This is a genomic window from Brevibacillus laterosporus, assembly GCF_030489605.1.
GTDB classification, from domain to species: domain Bacteria; phylum Bacillota; class Bacilli; order Brevibacillales; family Brevibacillaceae; genus Brevibacillus_B; species Brevibacillus_B laterosporus_E.
In genome coordinates, this window is the sequence record NZ_JAUKFY010000002.1 from 136408 (window position 1) to 154004 (window position 17597).

Annotated in this window: 18 protein-coding genes and 1 tRNA gene; 17 read left to right on the forward strand and 2 right to left on the reverse strand. The window is 41.0% G+C overall.

What is annotated here, in order from left to right; genetic code table 11:
* Positions 1-27: 27 nt before the first annotated feature.
* Together QZ995_RS02500 and folE are read left to right on the forward strand one after the other, a co-directional pair.
* Positions 28-300, forward strand: a complete 273-nt coding sequence (locus QZ995_RS02500) for an HU family DNA-binding protein (RefSeq protein ID WP_003338529.1) — start codon at positions 28-30, stop codon at positions 298-300.
* Between the two features lie 290 nt (positions 301-590).
* Positions 591-1157 carry a GTP cyclohydrolase I FolE gene (folE, locus tag QZ995_RS02505; RefSeq protein ID WP_301803188.1) on the forward strand — a complete coding sequence of 189 codons (567 nt, stop codon included), beginning with the start codon at positions 591-593 and terminating at the stop codon, positions 1155-1157.
* Positions 1158-1608: 451 nt separating this feature from the next.
* On the opposite strand, the gene QZ995_RS02510 is transcribed toward folE, so the two are convergent.
* The gene (locus QZ995_RS02510) at positions 1609-2016 is read right to left on the reverse strand and encodes a lectin (RefSeq protein ID WP_301802594.1); all 408 of its coding nucleotides are present in this window, start codon (positions 2014-2016) and stop codon (positions 1609-1611) included.
* Positions 2017-2631: 615 nt separating this feature from the next.
* Here QZ995_RS02510 and QZ995_RS02515 point away from each other — a divergent pair.
* The 5 genes from QZ995_RS02515 to QZ995_RS02535 all read left to right on the forward strand — a co-directional run bounded on the left by QZ995_RS02515 (position 2632) and on the right by QZ995_RS02535 (position 6584).
* Positions 2632-2775, forward strand: a complete 144-nt coding sequence (locus QZ995_RS02515) for a hypothetical protein (protein ID WP_158642141.1) — start codon at positions 2632-2634, stop codon at positions 2773-2775.
* Between the two features lie 256 nt (positions 2776-3031).
* On the forward strand, positions 3032-3481 hold the full coding sequence (locus QZ995_RS02520; RefSeq protein ID WP_301802601.1) for a geobacillin-26 family protein: 450 nt from the start codon (positions 3032-3034) through the stop codon (positions 3479-3481).
* Positions 3451-3762: a geobacillin-26 family protein gene (locus QZ995_RS02525; protein ID WP_301803191.1), complete on the forward strand. Its 312-nt coding sequence runs from the start codon at positions 3451-3453 to the stop codon at positions 3760-3762. The genes QZ995_RS02520 and QZ995_RS02525 overlap by 31 nt, the downstream gene beginning before the upstream one ends.
* A 2192-nt stretch (positions 3763-5954) precedes the next feature.
* Positions 5955-6152, forward strand: a complete 198-nt coding sequence (locus QZ995_RS02530; protein ID WP_301802604.1) for a hypothetical protein — start codon at positions 5955-5957, stop codon at positions 6150-6152.
* Positions 6153-6507: 355 nt separating this feature from the next.
* A tRNA-Pro gene (locus QZ995_RS02535) sits at positions 6508-6584 on the forward strand.
* Between the two features lie 95 nt (positions 6585-6679).
* Here QZ995_RS02535 and QZ995_RS02540 read toward each other — a convergent pair.
* On the reverse strand, positions 6680-7075 hold the full coding sequence (locus tag QZ995_RS02540; protein WP_301802607.1) for a hypothetical protein: 396 nt from the start codon (positions 7073-7075) through the stop codon (positions 6680-6682).
* 404 nt (positions 7076-7479) lie between these two features.
* Here QZ995_RS02540 and QZ995_RS02545 point away from each other — a divergent pair, with 404 nt between their 5' ends.
* The 10 genes from QZ995_RS02545 to QZ995_RS02590 all read left to right on the forward strand — a co-directional run bounded on the left by QZ995_RS02545 (position 7480) and on the right by QZ995_RS02590 (position 17591).
* Entirely contained in the window at positions 7480-8217 is a 738-nt protein-coding gene (locus QZ995_RS02545; protein ID WP_301802609.1) for a lytic transglycosylase domain-containing protein, read from the forward strand.
* Positions 8218-8262: 45 nt separating this feature from the next.
* The gene (gene mtrB / locus QZ995_RS02550; protein ID WP_301802612.1) at positions 8263-8502 is read left to right on the forward strand and encodes a trp RNA-binding attenuation protein MtrB; all 240 of its coding nucleotides are present in this window, start codon (positions 8263-8265) and stop codon (positions 8500-8502) included.
* 280 nt (positions 8503-8782) lie between these two features.
* Positions 8783-9256, forward strand: coding sequence for a PTS sugar transporter subunit IIA (locus QZ995_RS02555; RefSeq protein ID WP_301802615.1), 474 nt, complete (start codon positions 8783-8785; stop codon positions 9254-9256).
* 18 nt (positions 9257-9274) lie between these two features.
* A complete protein-coding gene (locus QZ995_RS02560) occupies positions 9275-9562 on the forward strand; it encodes a PTS sugar transporter subunit IIB (RefSeq protein ID WP_301802618.1) in 288 nt (95 codons plus the stop codon).
* A 28-nt stretch (positions 9563-9590) separates the two neighbouring features.
* Positions 9591-10934, forward strand: a complete 1344-nt coding sequence (locus tag QZ995_RS02565; protein WP_301802621.1) for a PTS galactitol transporter subunit IIC — start codon at positions 9591-9593, stop codon at positions 10932-10934.
* 223 nt (positions 10935-11157) lie between these two features.
* A complete protein-coding gene (locus tag QZ995_RS02570) occupies positions 11158-13893 on the forward strand; it encodes a PTS sugar transporter subunit IIA (protein ID WP_301802623.1) in 2736 nt (911 codons plus the stop codon).
* Positions 13881-14051 carry a hypothetical protein gene (locus QZ995_RS02575; RefSeq protein ID WP_003338539.1) on the forward strand — a complete coding sequence of 57 codons (171 nt, stop codon included), beginning with the start codon at positions 13881-13883 and terminating at the stop codon, positions 14049-14051. Before QZ995_RS02570 ends, QZ995_RS02575 begins: the two co-directional genes overlap by 13 nt.
* Positions 14052-14218: 167 nt before the next feature.
* Positions 14219-15205 (forward strand): thiamine pyrophosphate-dependent dehydrogenase E1 component subunit alpha, encoded by a 987-nt coding sequence (locus tag QZ995_RS02580; RefSeq protein WP_301802627.1) that lies wholly within the window; start codon positions 14219-14221, stop codon positions 15203-15205.
* 28 nt (positions 15206-15233) lie between these two features.
* Complete coding sequence (locus QZ995_RS02585; RefSeq protein WP_301802629.1) at positions 15234-16217, forward strand: alpha-ketoacid dehydrogenase subunit beta; 984 nt, start codon at positions 15234-15236, stop codon at positions 16215-16217.
* Positions 16218-16232: 15 nt separating this feature from the next.
* A complete protein-coding gene (locus QZ995_RS02590; protein WP_301802632.1) occupies positions 16233-17591 on the forward strand; it encodes a 2-oxo acid dehydrogenase subunit E2 in 1359 nt (452 codons plus the stop codon).
* The last annotated feature ends 6 nt before the right edge of the window (positions 17592-17597 follow it).

Consider the following 17597-nt stretch of genomic DNA (forward strand, 5'->3'; position numbering starts at 1 on the left):
TCCAAGTTTTGAGGGGAGGTGAATGTAATGAATAAAACAGAACTCATTGCAAAGGTAGCTGAAACGTCTGAACTAACGAAGAAAGATGCTACAAAAGCAGTTGACGCTGTTCTTGATGCGATTTCTGATGCGCTAAAAGAGGGTGACAAAGTTCAATTAATTGGCTTTGGAAACTTCGAAGTGCGCGAACGTGCTGCTCGCAAAGGCCGCAACCCACAAACAGGGGAAGAGATCGAGATCGCTTCCAGTAAGATTCCTGCCTTCAAACCTGGTAAACAGCTGAAGGATTCAATCAAATAGATTGAAGCTCCAAGATCTTACATATAAAGGTCCCAAAGAGAAGTAGCTGGCAATTTGCTACCTTCTTTTAGGGGCCTTTTTTGGCGATTTCAATAAGAAAAGGCCTTTTAAACTCCCACAGTGCAATCCAACTGCTTCCCTAATCTGTAAATTGTTATTATAAAGGATGAAAAAGCAGTCTAATTAGGATATAGTAATAAGTAAGTTTCTACACATTCGTGTTTTGTATTTTTATATAGGGTATGATAAAATTGGCTTGTTCTTGTTGCGAAGGGTTTGAGGAGGCTGTCATTATGAATGTAGATCACGAAAAAATAAAACAAGCTGTTCGAATGATCCTAGAAGCTGTCGGTGAAGATCCAGACCGAGAAGGCTTATTGGATACACCAAAACGCGTAGCAAAAATGTACGCAGAAGCTTTTGAAGGCATGAATGTTGACGAAGAGACATACTTCGAAACCATATTCAGCGAAGACCATGAAGAAATTGTACTCGTTAAAGATATTCCTTTTTATTCGATGTGTGAACACCATTTAGTACCGTTTTTTGGAAAGGCGCATGTCGCTTATATACCAAAGGGTGGACGAGTTGTAGGATTGAGTAAATTAGCAAGAGCTGTGGAAACGGTAGCACGTCGTCCACAATTGCAAGAACGTATTACTTCCACTGTAGCTAACGCCATTATGAAGAAACTAGAGCCACATGGTGTTATGGTGATGGTAGAAGCAGAGCATATGTGCATGACCATGCGTGGTGTGAAAAAGCCTGGCTCTTCTACTGTAACTACGGCTGTTCGTGGAATGTTTGAAAAAGATGCTAATGCACGTGCAGAGGTTTTGCAATACATCAAAGCTTAGTATCCTGTCGCGAAGAGCGAGCCGATTTTACTTCCTATAATAACAAGGAAATGAAAACCCGTCTTTTCTTTACAAGGCGGGTTTTAGTGTGTGTTTCCATGAACTATTTTTGAAATGAACCCAATGCAACCCCAAAGCCCTTCACTCCTCATACATAGGATGTGTGGGCTTTTTTACATAACACTGATTCATTTAGATACGGTCATTATCTTATTGAATCACAACTCCAAATTAGGAAAAAAGAAGGGGGATCGGGAGGAGTAGTATAGGGGGGAAACAAACTTTAAGTTAAGGTGTAAAACGGAACCTATGGGTTACAAAAGAATTTTTGTTAGCTACCCAGAATAATGGTGTCATGTCATGTAATGACTGATTATGTGATACAAACTAGTTTGATTAGCTTGAAATGAAAAACGCACCGCCTGTAATGGCAGTGCGTTTTTAAAGAAAACTAGTTTGTACCTGTGGCCCAAATAGGTTTTTGAGCTAAGTATATAACCACGTTCCCATCATTTTGTACAATCAATCTGGCTCCAGGGTTATTGTGTGTACTGGAATGCCAAATTGCATGAGGATAACCGTAAATTACTAGATTGCCATCTGCTTGCATAATTAAGTTACTAGCAGCTTGACCGTGTGTATTAGAACTCCACAATGCTCTTCCTCTTCCATATAGGACGAGATTCCCGTCATCTTGCAAGATCAATTGATATTCACCATTTGTCGACTTCAGATACTGTCCTTTGACAAGCTTTTCACCCGGATCGAGGTGGTCTTCACCCGGAGCCGCGAAAGCCGGGATGCTTAGCAATAGCATCATGGCAAAGAGAAAAAATGAAGCAGTAACCTTTTTTAGCACATGAAACACTTCCTTTCATTTATTATGTTGATATGTGGAAATAATATCATATGATTCTAAAAATTACCAATATATTTTTTATTCCTACATTCATTATTGAGTTAGTCTTTTTGCTGAGTACCTTTATTTAGACCTAGCAAGTTGAATAAGATATCGTGAAGGAAGGAATCTCCGGAAACTTTGGAGTTTCTTTGTAGTGGGGAGAAAAGGAGCGGATGATAGAATGAATGGGGAATTAAATCAAATACATAACACTAATCCTATGGTTTATTTATATATTGGATATAGAAATACCTAACGAGATAACGAGAGGTAGAGGGGAGAATAATACGGGCAAGAAATCACAGATTCCTTTTTCGCGCAGTGGAAGGGTATTGTGGCTTCCTACGTGGAGGATGGATTGGATGCCTTTTAAAGTTTGTTGAATATAAACTCATCGTGATAACTGGGGGATTGAAATGAAAAAACACCGCCTAGAAAGGCAGTGTGCAAGAACTGCTGGCTCGTGCCAGTGGGCCATTGTTTTTAAAAATCTTTGTTATAGAAAACAATTTTTGTTCATAAGGTTCGAAATATAACAAAAATATAAATATTATAAGGAAGGAGGTTAAAGCCATGAAAAAAGTTTTAGCATTCTCACTTGCTTTTGGTTTAGTTTTTGGAATAGCTGGATATACTCCTACGCCGGCACAAGCCTCACAGCCCTCCGATCTAATTTGCATCCCACTTAAAGGCGGGCTATGGTTTTGTAATTATTAGCTTTTTTAGTTAGGAATCGTATATCGAAAGTGTAGCCAAAGAGAACATCAGACGACAACTTTAGGTGTCCTTTTTGTTCGTTTAATCGTTCAATAATGTCGGTAATATTCACGACTCGTATCGAATATATCCGCAGGCTTCTCGAATACCGTTTCATTTTTACTTTGTTAATTATTACAATATGCTATTGATATTCTGGGTACTGGAAAAAATACTAATTTATGTAAAATAATTAGTTTATATTTCCAAGGAGAAAATGAAAAAAGTGATTTTATCTAGTGCTCTTGTTTTATCAGTACTATCTTCATCTAGTATTCCTGCTTTTGCTATAAATGAACCTAATCAAATGGTTGAAGCAAAAACTCTTGAAGACAGTCAAGGAAATAGATATAAGATTGGGATTTTGGAGGATAATGACAGTGTAAGAGCAGAGAGTGAAAATGGAATTATCGAGGCTACAGATGATAAGATGAATCACACTATAGAATCCGATGATAGCACCATAATACAGGTCTCTATAGCAGATTCTGCCGAACAGGTAAAGAAAGAAAAACAAATGCAAAAACAGCCTAAAATAGCGGCTTTTGCAAAGAAAGATATCGTACAAGAATCACATGAAAAATACTATGGTTTTTATTATGTAATCGATAAAAGTGGCAGCAAAAGTACTGGGATATCGGAAACGGTAAAGAAGGAACCTGTGTAAAACAAACCTCTAGTAATAAAGATGATTTGTATCATTATGAGGATAAAGTTGATGAGTTAATGAAAGCTGAGGCTCTGTTAGTGGTGAACTCAACTGTTTCAGCCGCTTCATTTATGGCAAGTACAAAAGGAATTAAATCAGGTTGGGGCGCTGATAGCATGATTGCCTTTTTTGTAGGTGCTGGTTTTGGCTTGGCAGCGGTCGTTAATGCTGCGGATGTGGTTATAGCTGAGAGAAAAGCAGCACGTGCATTTGATAGTATTATGGAAGGAGAAAAGTAGTGGGTGAAATAATAGCAAGTATTTTTTTAAAAAAGTGGATTATACTTCTTTTACCTTTGTATATATTCCTAAACCTAGCATCTTACCTTTTCTTTTAAAGGGTAAATTCGAAAAGTTACGAAAAGTGCTCTATATTATAAATATTGTAGTGACGGCATATTCATTTATCATGTTTATATATTTTTTTATTCTATAATGTCCTTTTCCTTTTTTATACTATTACATTGGTAATTGTGGTGGTAGCGTTGGGCTTCTCGATCGCCGCGTTGGTACAAGCCGTCAAAAAGCGCAATTAGTCGTCGGATAGCCGGCGTTTTTTTGTATTTGGAAGGATTTTGAAATATTCTTATCGAAAGGTGTAGGAAAGGAGGATAGGGTGAATACACATAATGGTTCGGGTTGGAGTTTCAAAAGATTTCCGGAGTGAAACATAATGTAGACCCGGATTGGCATGATGCCCACGGCTATTAATATAGGGGGGGATGTGACATGGCTAATCCAGGATGGCATTACGATCCTGGACACTAATTGGATTAGGGAACCCTATGATGTACGATATTAATTGGGTTGACGACCCGCAAGGCATTGTTGTTTGGTTCGAGGACCCTAGACACTAATAAAAGGAGTGTACACGGCATGTTAGAACCAGAATGGCTTGATGACCCCGGATACTAAAACGAGGGAGGAATCACGTTTTGATTTATGATTGGACTGATAATCCACAAGGTATCGTTGATTGGATCGACAATCCCGGTCCCTAAATTAGGAGATTACGGGGTATGACTGAATCAGACTGGGCAGTACAACGTAATTCCAAAACGGGGGATCGGGGTTAGACTGACGGTCCCTGGTATTAGTCGTAACAAAGACCAACCTCGTCTGAGGACGTGGCTAGCGCTGGTAGTCTGTCCTTTCGGGCTATAAGGGCTAGAAAATTCGGAATTGACGAGGAATCTCTATGTCGAAAGTAGTAAGATGAATGGAAAAAAACTGACGCCTAAATTCATTAGTCGTCAGTTAAGGTCATTTCGATATTCTAGAAATTACATCAAAAAATATCTTTACGCTTACTTATATCTTTTATGTGTCTGAACAACCAAGAAAAGAAGCACGATATTAATTAAATAAAATATGCTTTGGGTTTCTATGGGATGATTATTTCCCCAGAAAAGTATGAAGTGTTTATTCTTTAGTCGTAAGTCTTAATCTGTCGTCTTTATAGAAATATTTTACATTATATTTATGTTGTAAGTCAGCCGAGTTTGAACCAGTACTAAAACTAAGCCAAAATTCATCCCATACTTGGAGGTTAACAGAATTCCAATCAGGCCCTTTGTCAATATATGCTCCTTGTGAGAATTGAAAACCCTTTCTGAAGGCAGCGAAATTATAGGGGTACATTGTCCGCACAGCGTGATTTGTTGACATGGAAAACTCATGTTTTAGCGTCAACGATGTAATGAAATCGGCTCATAAAGTAATATATTTATTAATAGCTATAGACATACCACTTTCCCCATTCATACTTTGAGGCTGTGGTTTATGCATCGATCCATCATATCTGGCTATCCATTGAGTTTTAATTTTTAGAGAATTTTAGTATAATTAAATTTAATTTTACAAAAACACCCAAATGGAGATGATTAAATTTGAAGAAAATTGTCTTATTGAGTGCTTTTGTATTACGATTGCCAAGTCTAGTATTTTTTTGCTGGGGATGTAGCTGTTGCAAGACACGCGATATCGAGTGCTAGAGCTAGTTGCCCAGATGTGAAAATATTAGCCCTTTTGCAGCATTAGGTTTTGCTGGGTGGGCTGGTTCAAATTTGCTTGATATTTTCCTCCAGGAAAGAAAGGTTAAACGCGTATTCAGAGATGCGTATGATTCGGAATGATACTATTAAATATTATGTTTAATAAATGGGTTATTCTTTTTTATATAACTTTTCTCGTACTTGCACTTATTTTATTGTTTTTTTTAAACAATAAAAGGTTGCCAAGGATAAGAAAAATATTCAATTATATTGGCTCTTTTCTTCTCATTTATCTTTCTATTGGTATTATTATTTTTATTTATAACATTGTTTTAATGATATAGTGAAATAAAAAAGGAACCTCGGATTTCTTCCGGTTTTTTTATGTTCATCCCTTACTATGAAAATAAGCTCTAAAATGATTTTGGGAGCTTTTACTTGCCAAGAAAACGTGAACTGCTTGAATGTTACAACACATCAATACTGGTGCTGGGTATCTGGGACGGGGGCGAATTCCTAACGGTGAGGAGCGTTGCCAAGTTATTAGACACCGTTATGAAACAGGTAAAAATTGAGGAGGAAAACGGCGATTGGACGTGGGTTGATTTCAGGAACAACGTGTCCGTTACCGATTAAAATAGAAGAGACCCGAAGTGTCCCGGGTCTTTTTCTTCATTAATATATAGTTTTTGAACCGAGTTCCTACCCGAATTATGCTTACGTCAGTCGTAGTCTTGCTAAAAAAGTATTTTAAATCGTTGCTGTGTACGAACTGACCAGGTTAAGAGGCCGAATAATTTAATCCTAAAAAGCAATTATTATTCGTTCGAAAGTGATATAAACATCGATCCGGGGGTGTGCTATTTGGTATTGCGGGGGTGCGGGGCTGTGTGATATACTTTGAATAGTCGAACAATTAGACGCGACTGTTAATCATCAGAAAATCCCCGTAAAATCAACTCTTTACAACGTTATAACCTGACTAAAACATCGGGATGTGGCGCAGCCAGGTAGCGCGCACCCTTGGGGTGGGTGAGGTCCAGGGTTCGAATCCCTGCATTCCGACCATTTTGATTCTTACACTTCTTCAGCATTTCTATGCGAAGAGGTGTTTTTTAGTAATGTAGCCACTATGTATTTAATTACCTATAATAGGACGAATACTAAAAGTCATATATATCGAACCAGAAATCTTTTGTAATTCCTCCGTATTTAAACTCAAAATAACCCTCGCCTGATCTGTAAGGCTGTATCCATGCATAGTCATAGCCTGGTTGCTTGTTATAGTAAGCACCACCACTTTTGCCGATCGTTACGTCATTTGAAACCCATTTGGTTGAGCCATCAGAGAAAAGAGCTTTTATGTAGATATCAGTACTGTCTCCGTAATAAACCCTGCGCTCACCGAGTTCAACAACCAACCCTGTTACTTGAGCTTGAGTTGCTTGTACTTTATGATCTTGAACTGTTGGTGGGCTAACTTCTGCGGCTAATACTGAAGGGGACGCTATTACACAAAAAGCTAACATGGCAATGGTAGAGAGTAATGATTTTTTCAAAATATCCAAACCTCCTATAATATTATTTTATATACAAATTATAACATAATTTTATTCTAATTCAAATTTTGCGAATATATGTAAAGAGGAACGAGCCTGACTTTTTAAAGCAAATGCAAACTATGGTGCTTTGCATAAAACGCTACTCCTAGTCACTGACCACTAGATTATTGAAAGCACATCTATCAAATTATATGAATGATTGAGAGACCTTGATGATGTCTGTTAGTAGTACTGGAAGATGTTTTTACTTCCGATAGTATATTATGAATGTTTTACCATTTTTGTTTATTTATTAATTCAAGTAAAGAATTAAAAAACAATTTTTCTTAACAATCGGGCCTTTTTTCTCTTGGCTCTATGGAAAGCCTTCCCTTATAATAGAACATAAAAGACAGAGGAGAATGGATGATCTAATCGTGAAAATAGATAGTAATCAGCTTGTTAAATCCCTTGCATCTACTGGACAATTCACATCAAGTGATGTTACTCAGGTAGCACAATTCCAAGGGCTATTGGATAATCAGACAAATCCAAATGGACAAGATCCCTTGTTTTCTGATGTGTTTGAAAATGAACTGCAAAAATATCAGCATGTAATCTCAAAAGAACAGGTTCTAGCTGAATTAGATGGAACAAAGCAGCAAAATAGCTGGAATTCCTCTCTAATCTACTCTTCAACTCAATCTGATCTAACCTCTAATAAAGATGAATCCATGGCGTGGAGCCGTCAGCAGATTGTGGATAAAATTGAGCAGGTGAGCAAACGCTTCGGTGTCAACTCTTCCTTAGTGAGAGAGGTGGTCCGCGCCGAATCTAACTTTAACCCTACTGCTACCTCTCACGCGGGAGCAAAAGGACTTATGCAGTTAATGGACGATACTGCTCGAAGTGTAGGGGTACGTAATTCTTACGATCCCGATCAAAATTTGATGGGCGGAACCAAATATTTGGGTAAATTACTAGATCGATATGATGGCAATGTAAAGGTTGCCTTGGCTGCCTATAATGCAGGATCTGGCCGAGTCAGAAGAGCTGGAATTGAGACAGATGAAGACTTTGATCGTCTAGCAGCTAATCTTCCTCAAGAGACACAGCGCTATGTCGCTAAAATAACGTCCAAATTGCAAGCGGAAGTTTAGGTAGGGTATAGTAAAAAGGAGAAATTCTCTTAGGGGGACATGTAGATGGAACAACATCCACAACGGAGCAGTGGCAGCCAAGACTTTTTTGTCATTAAAGCAAAAGAAAACGGAGTACATGTTATTGGATTAACCCGTGGTACAGATACACGCTTTCACCATACAGAAAAGCTAGATAAGGGTGAAGTCATGCTAGCTCAATTTACTGAGCATACATCTGCTATCAAGGTACGTGGCAAAGCAATTATTCAAACCAGACATGGAGTTATTGATACAGAGGAATAATGGCAGAAAATGTAGAAGAGAAAGTGACCATGGGTCGCTTTTTTTCTTTTCCGGTATAAAAAGTGAAGAAAATGTTGTTGACGTTTATCAGCAAGGATAGTATGATTAACTATAAGGAACAAATGATAAAAGTAAGAACAAATGTAACAGAAATAATGAAAAGAGCCGCGGGCTAGATTCGTATGAATGTCATACGATCTAGCCCTTTTTTGTTTAGAAATGTTGGCTTTTTACACAAAAAGAGGGAAGAGAGACAGCTTAGATAGAAGGGAGAATCCACATGTCATTTTTGGAGATGGTGCAAACAGATCATTTGTTTATCTTTCCAGATGAAACCCGCCAAGACGTAATCCTAGAAACCATGGCGAAATCCTTATGGAGTAAGGGCTTTGTGCACGAGAGTTATGTAAACGCTGTCAAGGATCGTGAGCAGCATTATCCTACTGGATTGGAGTTGGCTGATGTACATGTGGCTATTCCGCATACGGATGCGTGTCATGTTAAACAGCAGACGATTGCATTGGGTCTAGTGAAACAGGGTACCAAATTTCAATGCATGGCAGATGCCAGCAGAACCATTTCAGTCAAGCTTATTATCATGCTAGCGATTGAAAAAAGTGAGTCTCATCTGGAGATGCTGGAAGAAATTATGACGTTCATCCAGGATGCCTCACGCTTGGAGGTACTTAGTCAGGCCAGCACACCAGTAGAATTTCTTTCCGTTATCCAGCCTGTTAACAGTTACAACCACTAATTTTAGGAGGAATTTATAATGGCAAAGAAAAAAGTTATGGTGATTTGTGGCACAGGAGTAGCAACTTCTACGGTGGTTATGCAGAAATTAAAAACGTTCTTCCAAGAAAAAGGATTAGAGGCTAATTTAGAGCAATCAAAGGTAAGTGATATTTTAAATAAAGGTGACCAGTATGATCTGATTATTTCTACTACAGCAGTACCGGCTCATTTACAGGATAAAGTGATTAATGCTGTTCCTTTGTTAACAGGAATCGGTAAAGAAAAAGTGTTTGCCGAAATTGAGAAACGGATGACCGCCGAATAGCCATTTTATTGAGTTAGGGGATGAGGAAATGGAGTATTTACAAAAAATTGTTAATTTAGGGCCAACTGTTGTTTTGCCCATCATCATCTTCATTTTTGCGATTCTCTTAAAAACAAAGCCTGGACAGGCATTCCGGGCTGGACTCACGATTGGGATTGGGTTTGTTGGGGTCAATCTGATTATCGGATTGCTAAGCAGTTCACTCGGTCCTGCCGCTCAAGATATGGTCAAAAATTTAGGAGTGGAGTTAACGATTATTGACGTAGGCTGGCCGGCTAGTTCAGCCATTGCGTTTGGGACAACGATTGGCGCTTTTGCTATCCCGATTGGCCTTGGGGTCAACCTAGCAATGCTTCTTTTCGGACTCACCAAGACATTAAATGTGGATGTTTGGAACCTGTGGCACATCGCGTTTACAGGATCATTGGTAACGGTTATGACCAACAGCGTACCAATGGGGCTATTAACAGCGATTGTTCATGCAATCGTGTTACTTGTACTAGCAGACATGTCTTCGAAGCATGTGTCAGAATTTTATGGTTATCAGGGCGTTACATTCCCGCATGGTACCTCCACTGCTTTTTATGTTATCGCCATGCCGCTCGAAAAATTATGTAACATGATCCCAGGGTTGCGCACCTTAAAAGCCGATCCAGATTCCATCCAAAAACGAATGGGAGTGCTGGGTGAATCAACTGTATTAGGTCTTATTTTAGGTATTATTATTGGTCTTTTAGCTGGATGGAGTGTAAAGGATGTTTTAACCTTAGGGGTAAATACAGCAGCCGTGATGCTACTGTTGCCTCGAATGGTAGCTGTTCTTATGGAAGGGCTGTTGCCAGTATCAGAAGCGGCTTCAGAATTTGTTCGCAGTAAGTTTCCAGATCGCGAAGTAAATATTGGGATGGACTCTGCGCTCGCCGTAGGACATCCAGCCGCTATAGCCTCATCGTTAATTATGATTCCTATTGTGCTGGCATTAGCGGTGCTTCTGCCCGGGAATAAGGTATTGCCCTTCGGAGATTTAGCGACCATTCCGTTTATTGTTTGCTTGATGGTTCCTGTGTTTAAAGGAAACGTAGTACGGACGGTTCTGGGTTCGACGATTGCTCTGGGAGTAGGTTTATTATTAGCTACCTACGTATCTCCGCTCATCACTACCGCGGCAACTATGGCAGGGTTTAAATTCCCTGAAGGTGCTGCTGCAATCTCTTCCCTGGTCGATGGTGCCGTTCCTACCACAGCATTATTTGTTTTTGGGGCTAAGCTGGGTTACTTCGGTATCATTGCTATTGGTGCTATTGCCATAGGTACAGCCATTTATCTAAGACGGCAGGACAAAAGAGAGATGCTGGAACAACGCGAGATGTGATAAAAATAAAATAATGAAAGATCACTTGTTCCTTACAAGTAAGGATAACCAGGAGAGCATAATCTCCTGGTTCGTCTACGTTTGTCTCGCACTTTTGTGCCTGTGAAGAACAATTTCTACCATTGGTATAGATGGAGTGATCGGTGTGGATCAATCTCAATAAATGAAAGGAATTGTGAGCAATTGTCAGGGATTCTGCTAAAAAGGGAAGGAATGGTGGCAAATGAAGAGACAGTTACTACAGATTGTAAAGGATGAGGATCCCAAAAATCCGCTGACTGACGAAGAGATTGCCGGAAAATTAGGAATTAGGAGAGATAAATGCACGTTATTGCGTCAGCAGCTTCAAATTCCTGATTCTCGCAAACGGCGGTTACCATTGCTAATGGCAGAAATGAACCGGCTTTTAAAGAAGCATTCACAGATATCAGATCGCAAGCTAACAGGAGAGCTACGTAAACTAGGTTTTGAAATATCAAAATTTACTGTGATGAATTTAAGGAAAGAACAGCAGGAAAATTGGCAAGAGATGCCCCTGGCTAGAAAGTCCAATGCTTCTTTAGACAAGGAACGGCCAGTACACCGAAAACTGCGGCAGTTTGCTGATTTGATCGAGAGTGACGGCTTCCTATTACCATTTGTACAACAGGTGAAGGCAGTCATTTTATATCCGTGCCAAAAGCTCCCCATTTTATTTCAGGGAGAAAAGGGAACAGGAAAGCGAGCTATGGCAGAAGCCGCCTTTTCTTTTGCGAAACAAGAGAAACAACTGAAATCAGAAGCCATTTTTACAGAAATAGATATACGAGAAATGACGCAAGGCCCATTATTTGAGCAACGGATCTACGATACATTGAGTAGCTATAACGATGTAGGTGGGGCATTGTATATTCGCGAAATCCAGCTTTTATCCCTTGAGTCTATAGAAGCGGTGCTTAAGCGTGTACGAGAGATGGACTCACCCGTATTCATTTTTGCGTCCAGCACAAATACAGCAGGCTGGGATAATCCTGACTTACTGCATCGTCTGTTTCCCATTCAGATTCACTTGCCATCCTTAGCTTCATGGCCGAGAGAGTCACAGCTTCGTTTAATTGATGATATGATTCAACAGCAGGCACAACAAGCAGGGTGTCCGATTCATAAGGATAAATGCACCGAGCGCAAAAAACTGATGAATGGGTATACGGCTAACATTACGCAGCTACGAGGAGACATTCGCGCTTTTGTTTGTAACGAATTCATAGATTGGTTAGTTGAACATTTTTCTCCTGTACAAGGTGATGAAAGAACGACACAAAGCGCTCTAACAGCATTAGCTCCTGACTCCATTTATCATTGGCTGCACATTCGATTTGCACAAATGAATCAACAGGGAGTTCGGCCTGAATTAATTCGACTCCGATTACAGCAGGAATGCCGCGAACGATTAAGAGAGGACAGTGGAAAACGAAAGTCAGATGCGGAACGTGCACGCAGTTTAAGTATTTTTGTCGGAGAAAAGGTCATGCAAATGGTAGAGCAAATGCTATGGATTGCAGAAAAGCACCTCGTGCTGGATCATGAAAAACTATTAATGGCTCTTGCTTTACATGTGAAAGGAATGCTAGAACGTTATCAGGTTACAGAGCCAAATCAGATTTATCATGGGGATCAAAAAAGTGAATCAGCTTCCTCCTATCTCTCTATGGAGTGGATTGTTGCTCAGGAGATGGCAGAGGTAATCAAAAGCACGTGGGGAATCAGCATTACGAAGTCAGAAACAGAAATGCTGGCTCGATATGTGAAGCATTGCACCCTCATTGAAAAAAATTCACCTACTGTAGGTATGGTGTTGGTTTCATACGGCAGTATTGCTGAGAGTATGGCAGAACAATTACATTCACTGTTTGGACAGCATCACATTCAAGCAGTTAGTCTCTCTGTAGATGATTCGGAGGAACGATTTTTATCCAAAGTCAGCTCTGCGATTAAGCGCGCAGATCATGGCATGGGAGTCGTTGTTCTGGCAGATGCGGGACGGATGGTAGGCAGTGAAGAGATTTGGCGAGAACATGTTCAAGTCGAAACATTGATATTTGCCCCCTTGAGTTTGCCATTTGCTATGGAGGTTATGCGTCGCTGTTTATATGCACCAAAGTCATTGTCTCATGTCGCCCAGGAAATTGTTCAATGGCGTATGCCAGTTTCCCCCTTTTTAGATGAGTGGAAAATAGTCAAACCCAAAGCGTTGATGCTGGTTTGTTTGACTGGGGAAGGGGCTGCACGTCAGCTTGGACAAATTGTGAGCGAGCATGTCGGTGATCGAGGTGGTGATCTGCATTATTTATTTGCTAATACTCATACGGTACGCTCCTCCTATACAAAGTGGAAAGAGGAATATCATATTTTAGCTGTTGCAGGCACGATTGATCCATTGGTAGAGGGACTGCCATTCATCTCCTTACAGCATTTAATTGAGGGAAGTGGATTTTCGTTTTTAGATCGCTTATTAATGGTCGGGGATTGGACTGTTGGACAAGCTTCTGTTGACCAACGAACACCCCTTCACATGCAGGATTTAATAGTGACCGACCTTATTTTTTCTGATTGCAACATTTCGAATAAAAAGGAAGCCATTTTGTTTCTTGCTCACAAGTTAGTAGAAAAGGGCTATGTAAAACCCGAATTCGTGCAAAAGGTGTGGGAACGAGAAAAGCTTGGGTCAACATCACTCGCAGGCGGTATTGCTATCCCGCATGCAGAACCTGCTCAGACTATTAATCCTGCCATTGCCATTTTGCAATTGGCTCACCCTCTGGAATGGGAACCGGGAATTCAGGTAGACTGGGTGATCATGCTGGCAGTTAATGATACATGCCAATTTGCTGTGGAAGAATTGATGGAAGCATTGGAAGCACCAGCGAATATCCAGAAGATTACAACCAGAGGTGGGGGGGAAGGGAAATGGAATCAATGAAAAGAGTGACTCCTGGTACAAAAATATATAAATTGTTTGAGCACGATAAATTTGTATGTGAGGGTACGGAAGAAGTATTTCTCATTTCCATTGAAAAATTGACCAAAGAGGAATTTAAAAAAAGATTGGAAGAAAACCCAAAGCTGTTAGAAGGATAGTCAGAGCAGAAAGTAATAGTTGACGGATATCAAAAAAGAGGTAAAATAAAGTTGTAGAACAAATGTAACTAATTGGAACAAGTGTAAAAAGGGCCTCGGGCCGAATGCTTACCTGTGTGGAGGCGTTCGGCCTTTTGTTTTTTCTAAAGAGCAAAGGAGGGTACAACATGATTGCTGCCTGGCAAATACCTAAGATGATTACGGAGCAAAAGTTAGTGGAATTATTACATCAAATGTGGGTCATACGCTTTTTTGATGAAAAGGTGGATGAATTTTTCGCAAAAGGATTAATTCATGGAACAACGCATCTATGTGTTGGACAAGAGGCAACAGCGGCAGGTGCAATCGCTGTGCTTCAACCAGAGGATAAAATTACGAGTACGCACCGAGGTCATGGTCACTGCATTGCCAAAGGTGCAGATGTTAATAAAATGATGGCTGAATTATTTGGCCGTGAAACAGGATATTGCAAGGGAAAAGGCGGATCAATGCATATTGCCGATGTAGAGAAAGGAAATTTGGGCGCGAATGGTATTGTCGGTGGTGGTATCCCTATTGCAGTTGGAGCAGCGTTAACCTCACAAATGAAGAAACTAGGCTATGTTACAATCAGCTTTTTTGGCGATGGAGCGAGTAATGAAGGCAGTTTTCATGAATCACTAAATATGGCTTCCATCTGGAAATTGCCAGTTATCTTTTTCTGTGAAAATAATCAATATGGAATGTCCGGTCCTGTAACGGAAATGGTGAATATCGAAAATATTGCGGATCGGTCAAAAGCATATGGTATTCCTGGTGTAGTAGTAGATGGAAACGATCTTGTGGCAGTTATGAATGCTGTAGCTGAAGCAGCAGAACGAGCTCGGCGCGGTGAAGGGCCTACTTTAATTGAAGCAAAAACATATCGTTATAAAGGCCACTCTAAGAGTGACGCGAAAAAATATCGTACCCCCGAGGAAGAGCTGGATTGGCGGAAAAATCGCGATTGCATCAAAAGATTACAGGAGAGCTTGATAGAAAAAGGTCTGCTTACACAAGAACAGGCCAAAGAAATAGAACAGCAGGCAAAGAAGGAGATCGAGGAAGCAGTGATATTTGCAGAAAAAAGCCCGATGCCTTCTCTAGATACGTTGGAAGAAGACGTCTACGCATAACGGATAAATAAAGAAGGAAGGGAACCTCATGAGAGAGATTACGTACCTAGAAGCGGTCCGAGAAGCGATGAGTCAGGAGATGCGTGTCAATCCAGATGTTTTTTTGATGGGAGAAGATATTGGAGTATATGGAGGAGCGTTTGGTGTGTCGCGTGGGATGATTGAAGAATTTGGTCCAGAGCGAATTCGCAACACACCGATTTCCGAAGCAGCGATTGCAGGAGCCGCTGTTGGAGCCGCTATGACTGGCATGCGGCCCATCATGGAGCTACAATTCTCTGACTTCATAACCATTGCAATGGACCAGTTGGTAAATCAGGCTGCGAAAAATCGCTACATGTTTGGCGGGAAAGGGAAGGTGCCGATGGTCGTGCGTACACCATCTGGTTCGGGTACAGGTGCCGCGGCGCAGCATACACAAAGCTTGGAGGCATGGATGGCCCATATTCCCGGGCTAAAAGTGGTACAGCCCTCAACTGCTTATGATGTAAAGGGGTTATTAAAGGCAGCCATCAACGATCATAACCCAGTGATTTTTTATGAGCACAAGCTCCTCTATAAAACATCGGGGCATGTCCCAGAAGAATCATACAGTATTCCGCTTGGTGTGGCAGATGTAAAACGTGAAGGCACAGACGTAACAATCGTAGCGACTGCCATTATGGTGCACAAAGCATTAGAAGCGGCCGCCGTATTAGAAAAAGAAGGCATCTCTGTGGAAGTTATCGATCCACGGACATTGGTGCCGTTAGATACCCAGACCATTATTCGGTCAATGAAGAAAACAGGGAAGCTGATTGTAGTTCATGAAGCGGTCAAGTTCGGCGGATTCGGCGGAGAGATTGTTAGCATGATTGCCGAGAGTGAAGCCTTCGATTATATAGATGCTCCTATTAGACGATTGGGCGGTAAGTGGATACCGATGCCTTATAATCCAGTCCTAGAAAAGGCGGCAATCCCGCAGGTGCCCGATATTATACAAGCAGTAAAAGACACAGTGGCACATCGTTAGAAGGGGGAGAGGAACATGGCAACAGGAATCTTCATGCCTAAGCTTAGTATGACAATGGAGACGGGAACCATTTTGCAATGGTTTAAAAAAGAGGGAGACCTGGTAGAAGAGGGAGACCTGCTGCTAGAGGTGATGACAGACAAGATTAACATCGAAGTAGAGGCGTATGCAACAGGTACGTTGCTAAAAATTTATGATGATGTGAACGCGATTGTACCTGTACAAAAAATCATCGGGTACATTGGAGAGCAGGGAGAACAAGTTCCAGACACGCCGCCAGAGATAGAGAGAGAAGAAACACCTGCTGATGCAAGCAAAGCTAGTGAGGAGAACGAAGCTAAAAAAGAAGCTTCTACTTCTGGAGAAGAAACAAATAAAGTGCGTGCTACACCAGCGGCTCGACGTCTTTCACGAGAATACGGTGTCGCATTATATGAGATGAAAGGGCGTGGAACAAATGGGCGCATTCATGCCGAGGATGTAGAAGCTTATGTTAAATCAGTTCAAGAGAGAATGGTGACACCTCTAGCGAAAAAAATTGCCTCGAACACGGGAGTTCAGCTAAACAGCATACAGGGGTCAGGCGCTAATGGAAAAATTACGAAACAAGATGTTCTGCAGGCTCCTCCTAATTGTTTGCAAGCAGCTATGAACAGCAGTGTAGCAAACAACACAAAAGCTGTGGAGTTATCTCGTGTGAAATTGGGGGGCATGCGTAAGGTTATCTCTGAGCGAATGACCCGAAGTGTTACTACAGCACCGCATGTCACGCTTGTAACGGAAGCAGATATGAGCAATGCAATCAAGCTTCGCAAAAGCTTACTCTCAGTCATTGAGAGCCAGACAGGATATCGGTTGTCTTATACAGAGATCGTTATAAAAGCGGCTGCAATTGCGTTGCGCCAACACCCACAGATGAATGCTTCCGTTGAAGGTGACTACATTATCTATAAACAGGAAGTCAACACTGGTCTTGCGGTTTCAGTACCAAACGGTCTCATGGTGCCAGTTGTCAAACATGCTGATCAGAAAGGCTTGGCAACATTAACAGCAGAGTGTAAAGAGCTAGGGCGATTAGCAAGAGCAGGCAAATTGCTGCCTGATCAGACGCAGGGAGGCTCCTTTACCATTAGCAATCTCGGAATGTACGACATTGATGCCTTTACACCAATTATTAATCAGCCAGAGATTGCCATATTAGGGGTTGGCCGTATTACGGAAAAAGCAGTTGGGATTCACGGAGAGTTAAAACTTCGTCCGCAGATGACTTTAAGCCTTTCCTTTGACCATCGGATCGTGGATGGAGCACCAGCAGCAGAATTTTTACAAAGCATAAAACGCTCTCTTGAAGAACCATATCAGCTGCTAGTCTAGGGGGAA

What these genes read in the sequence shown, in the direction of transcription:
- QZ995_RS02590 (WP_301802632.1), top strand. Translation starts at nt 16,233, where the DNA reads ATGGCAACAGGAATCTTCATGCCTAAGCTTAGTATGACAATGGAGACG.
- QZ995_RS02555 (WP_301802615.1), top strand. Translation starts at nt 8,783, where the DNA reads ATGTCATTTTTGGAGATGGTGCAAACAGATCATTTGTTTATCTTTCCA.
- QZ995_RS02585 (WP_301802629.1), top strand. Translation starts at nt 15,234, where the DNA reads ATGAGAGAGATTACGTACCTAGAAGCGGTCCGAGAAGCGATGAGTCAG.
- QZ995_RS02515 (WP_158642141.1), top strand. Translation starts at nt 2,632, where the DNA reads ATGAAAAAAGTTTTAGCATTCTCACTTGCTTTTGGTTTAGTTTTTGGA.
- QZ995_RS02560 (WP_301802618.1), top strand. Translation starts at nt 9,275, where the DNA reads ATGGCAAAGAAAAAAGTTATGGTGATTTGTGGCACAGGAGTAGCAACT.
- QZ995_RS02545 (WP_301802609.1), top strand. Translation starts at nt 7,480, where the DNA reads ATGGATGATCTAATCGTGAAAATAGATAGTAATCAGCTTGTTAAATCC.
- QZ995_RS02580 (WP_301802627.1), top strand. Translation starts at nt 14,219, where the DNA reads ATGATTGCTGCCTGGCAAATACCTAAGATGATTACGGAGCAAAAGTTA.
- QZ995_RS02520 (WP_301802601.1), top strand. Translation starts at nt 3,032, where the DNA reads ATGAAAAAAGTGATTTTATCTAGTGCTCTTGTTTTATCAGTACTATCT.
- QZ995_RS02575 (WP_003338539.1), top strand. Translation starts at nt 13,881, where the DNA reads ATGGAATCAATGAAAAGAGTGACTCCTGGTACAAAAATATATAAATTG.
- QZ995_RS02500 (WP_003338529.1), top strand. Translation starts at nt 28, where the DNA reads ATGAATAAAACAGAACTCATTGCAAAGGTAGCTGAAACGTCTGAACTA.
- QZ995_RS02570 (WP_301802623.1), top strand. Translation starts at nt 11,158, where the DNA reads ATGAAGAGACAGTTACTACAGATTGTAAAGGATGAGGATCCCAAAAAT.
- mtrB (WP_301802612.1), top strand. Translation starts at nt 8,263, where the DNA reads ATGGAACAACATCCACAACGGAGCAGTGGCAGCCAAGACTTTTTTGTC.
- QZ995_RS02565 (WP_301802621.1), top strand. Translation starts at nt 9,591, where the DNA reads ATGGAGTATTTACAAAAAATTGTTAATTTAGGGCCAACTGTTGTTTTG.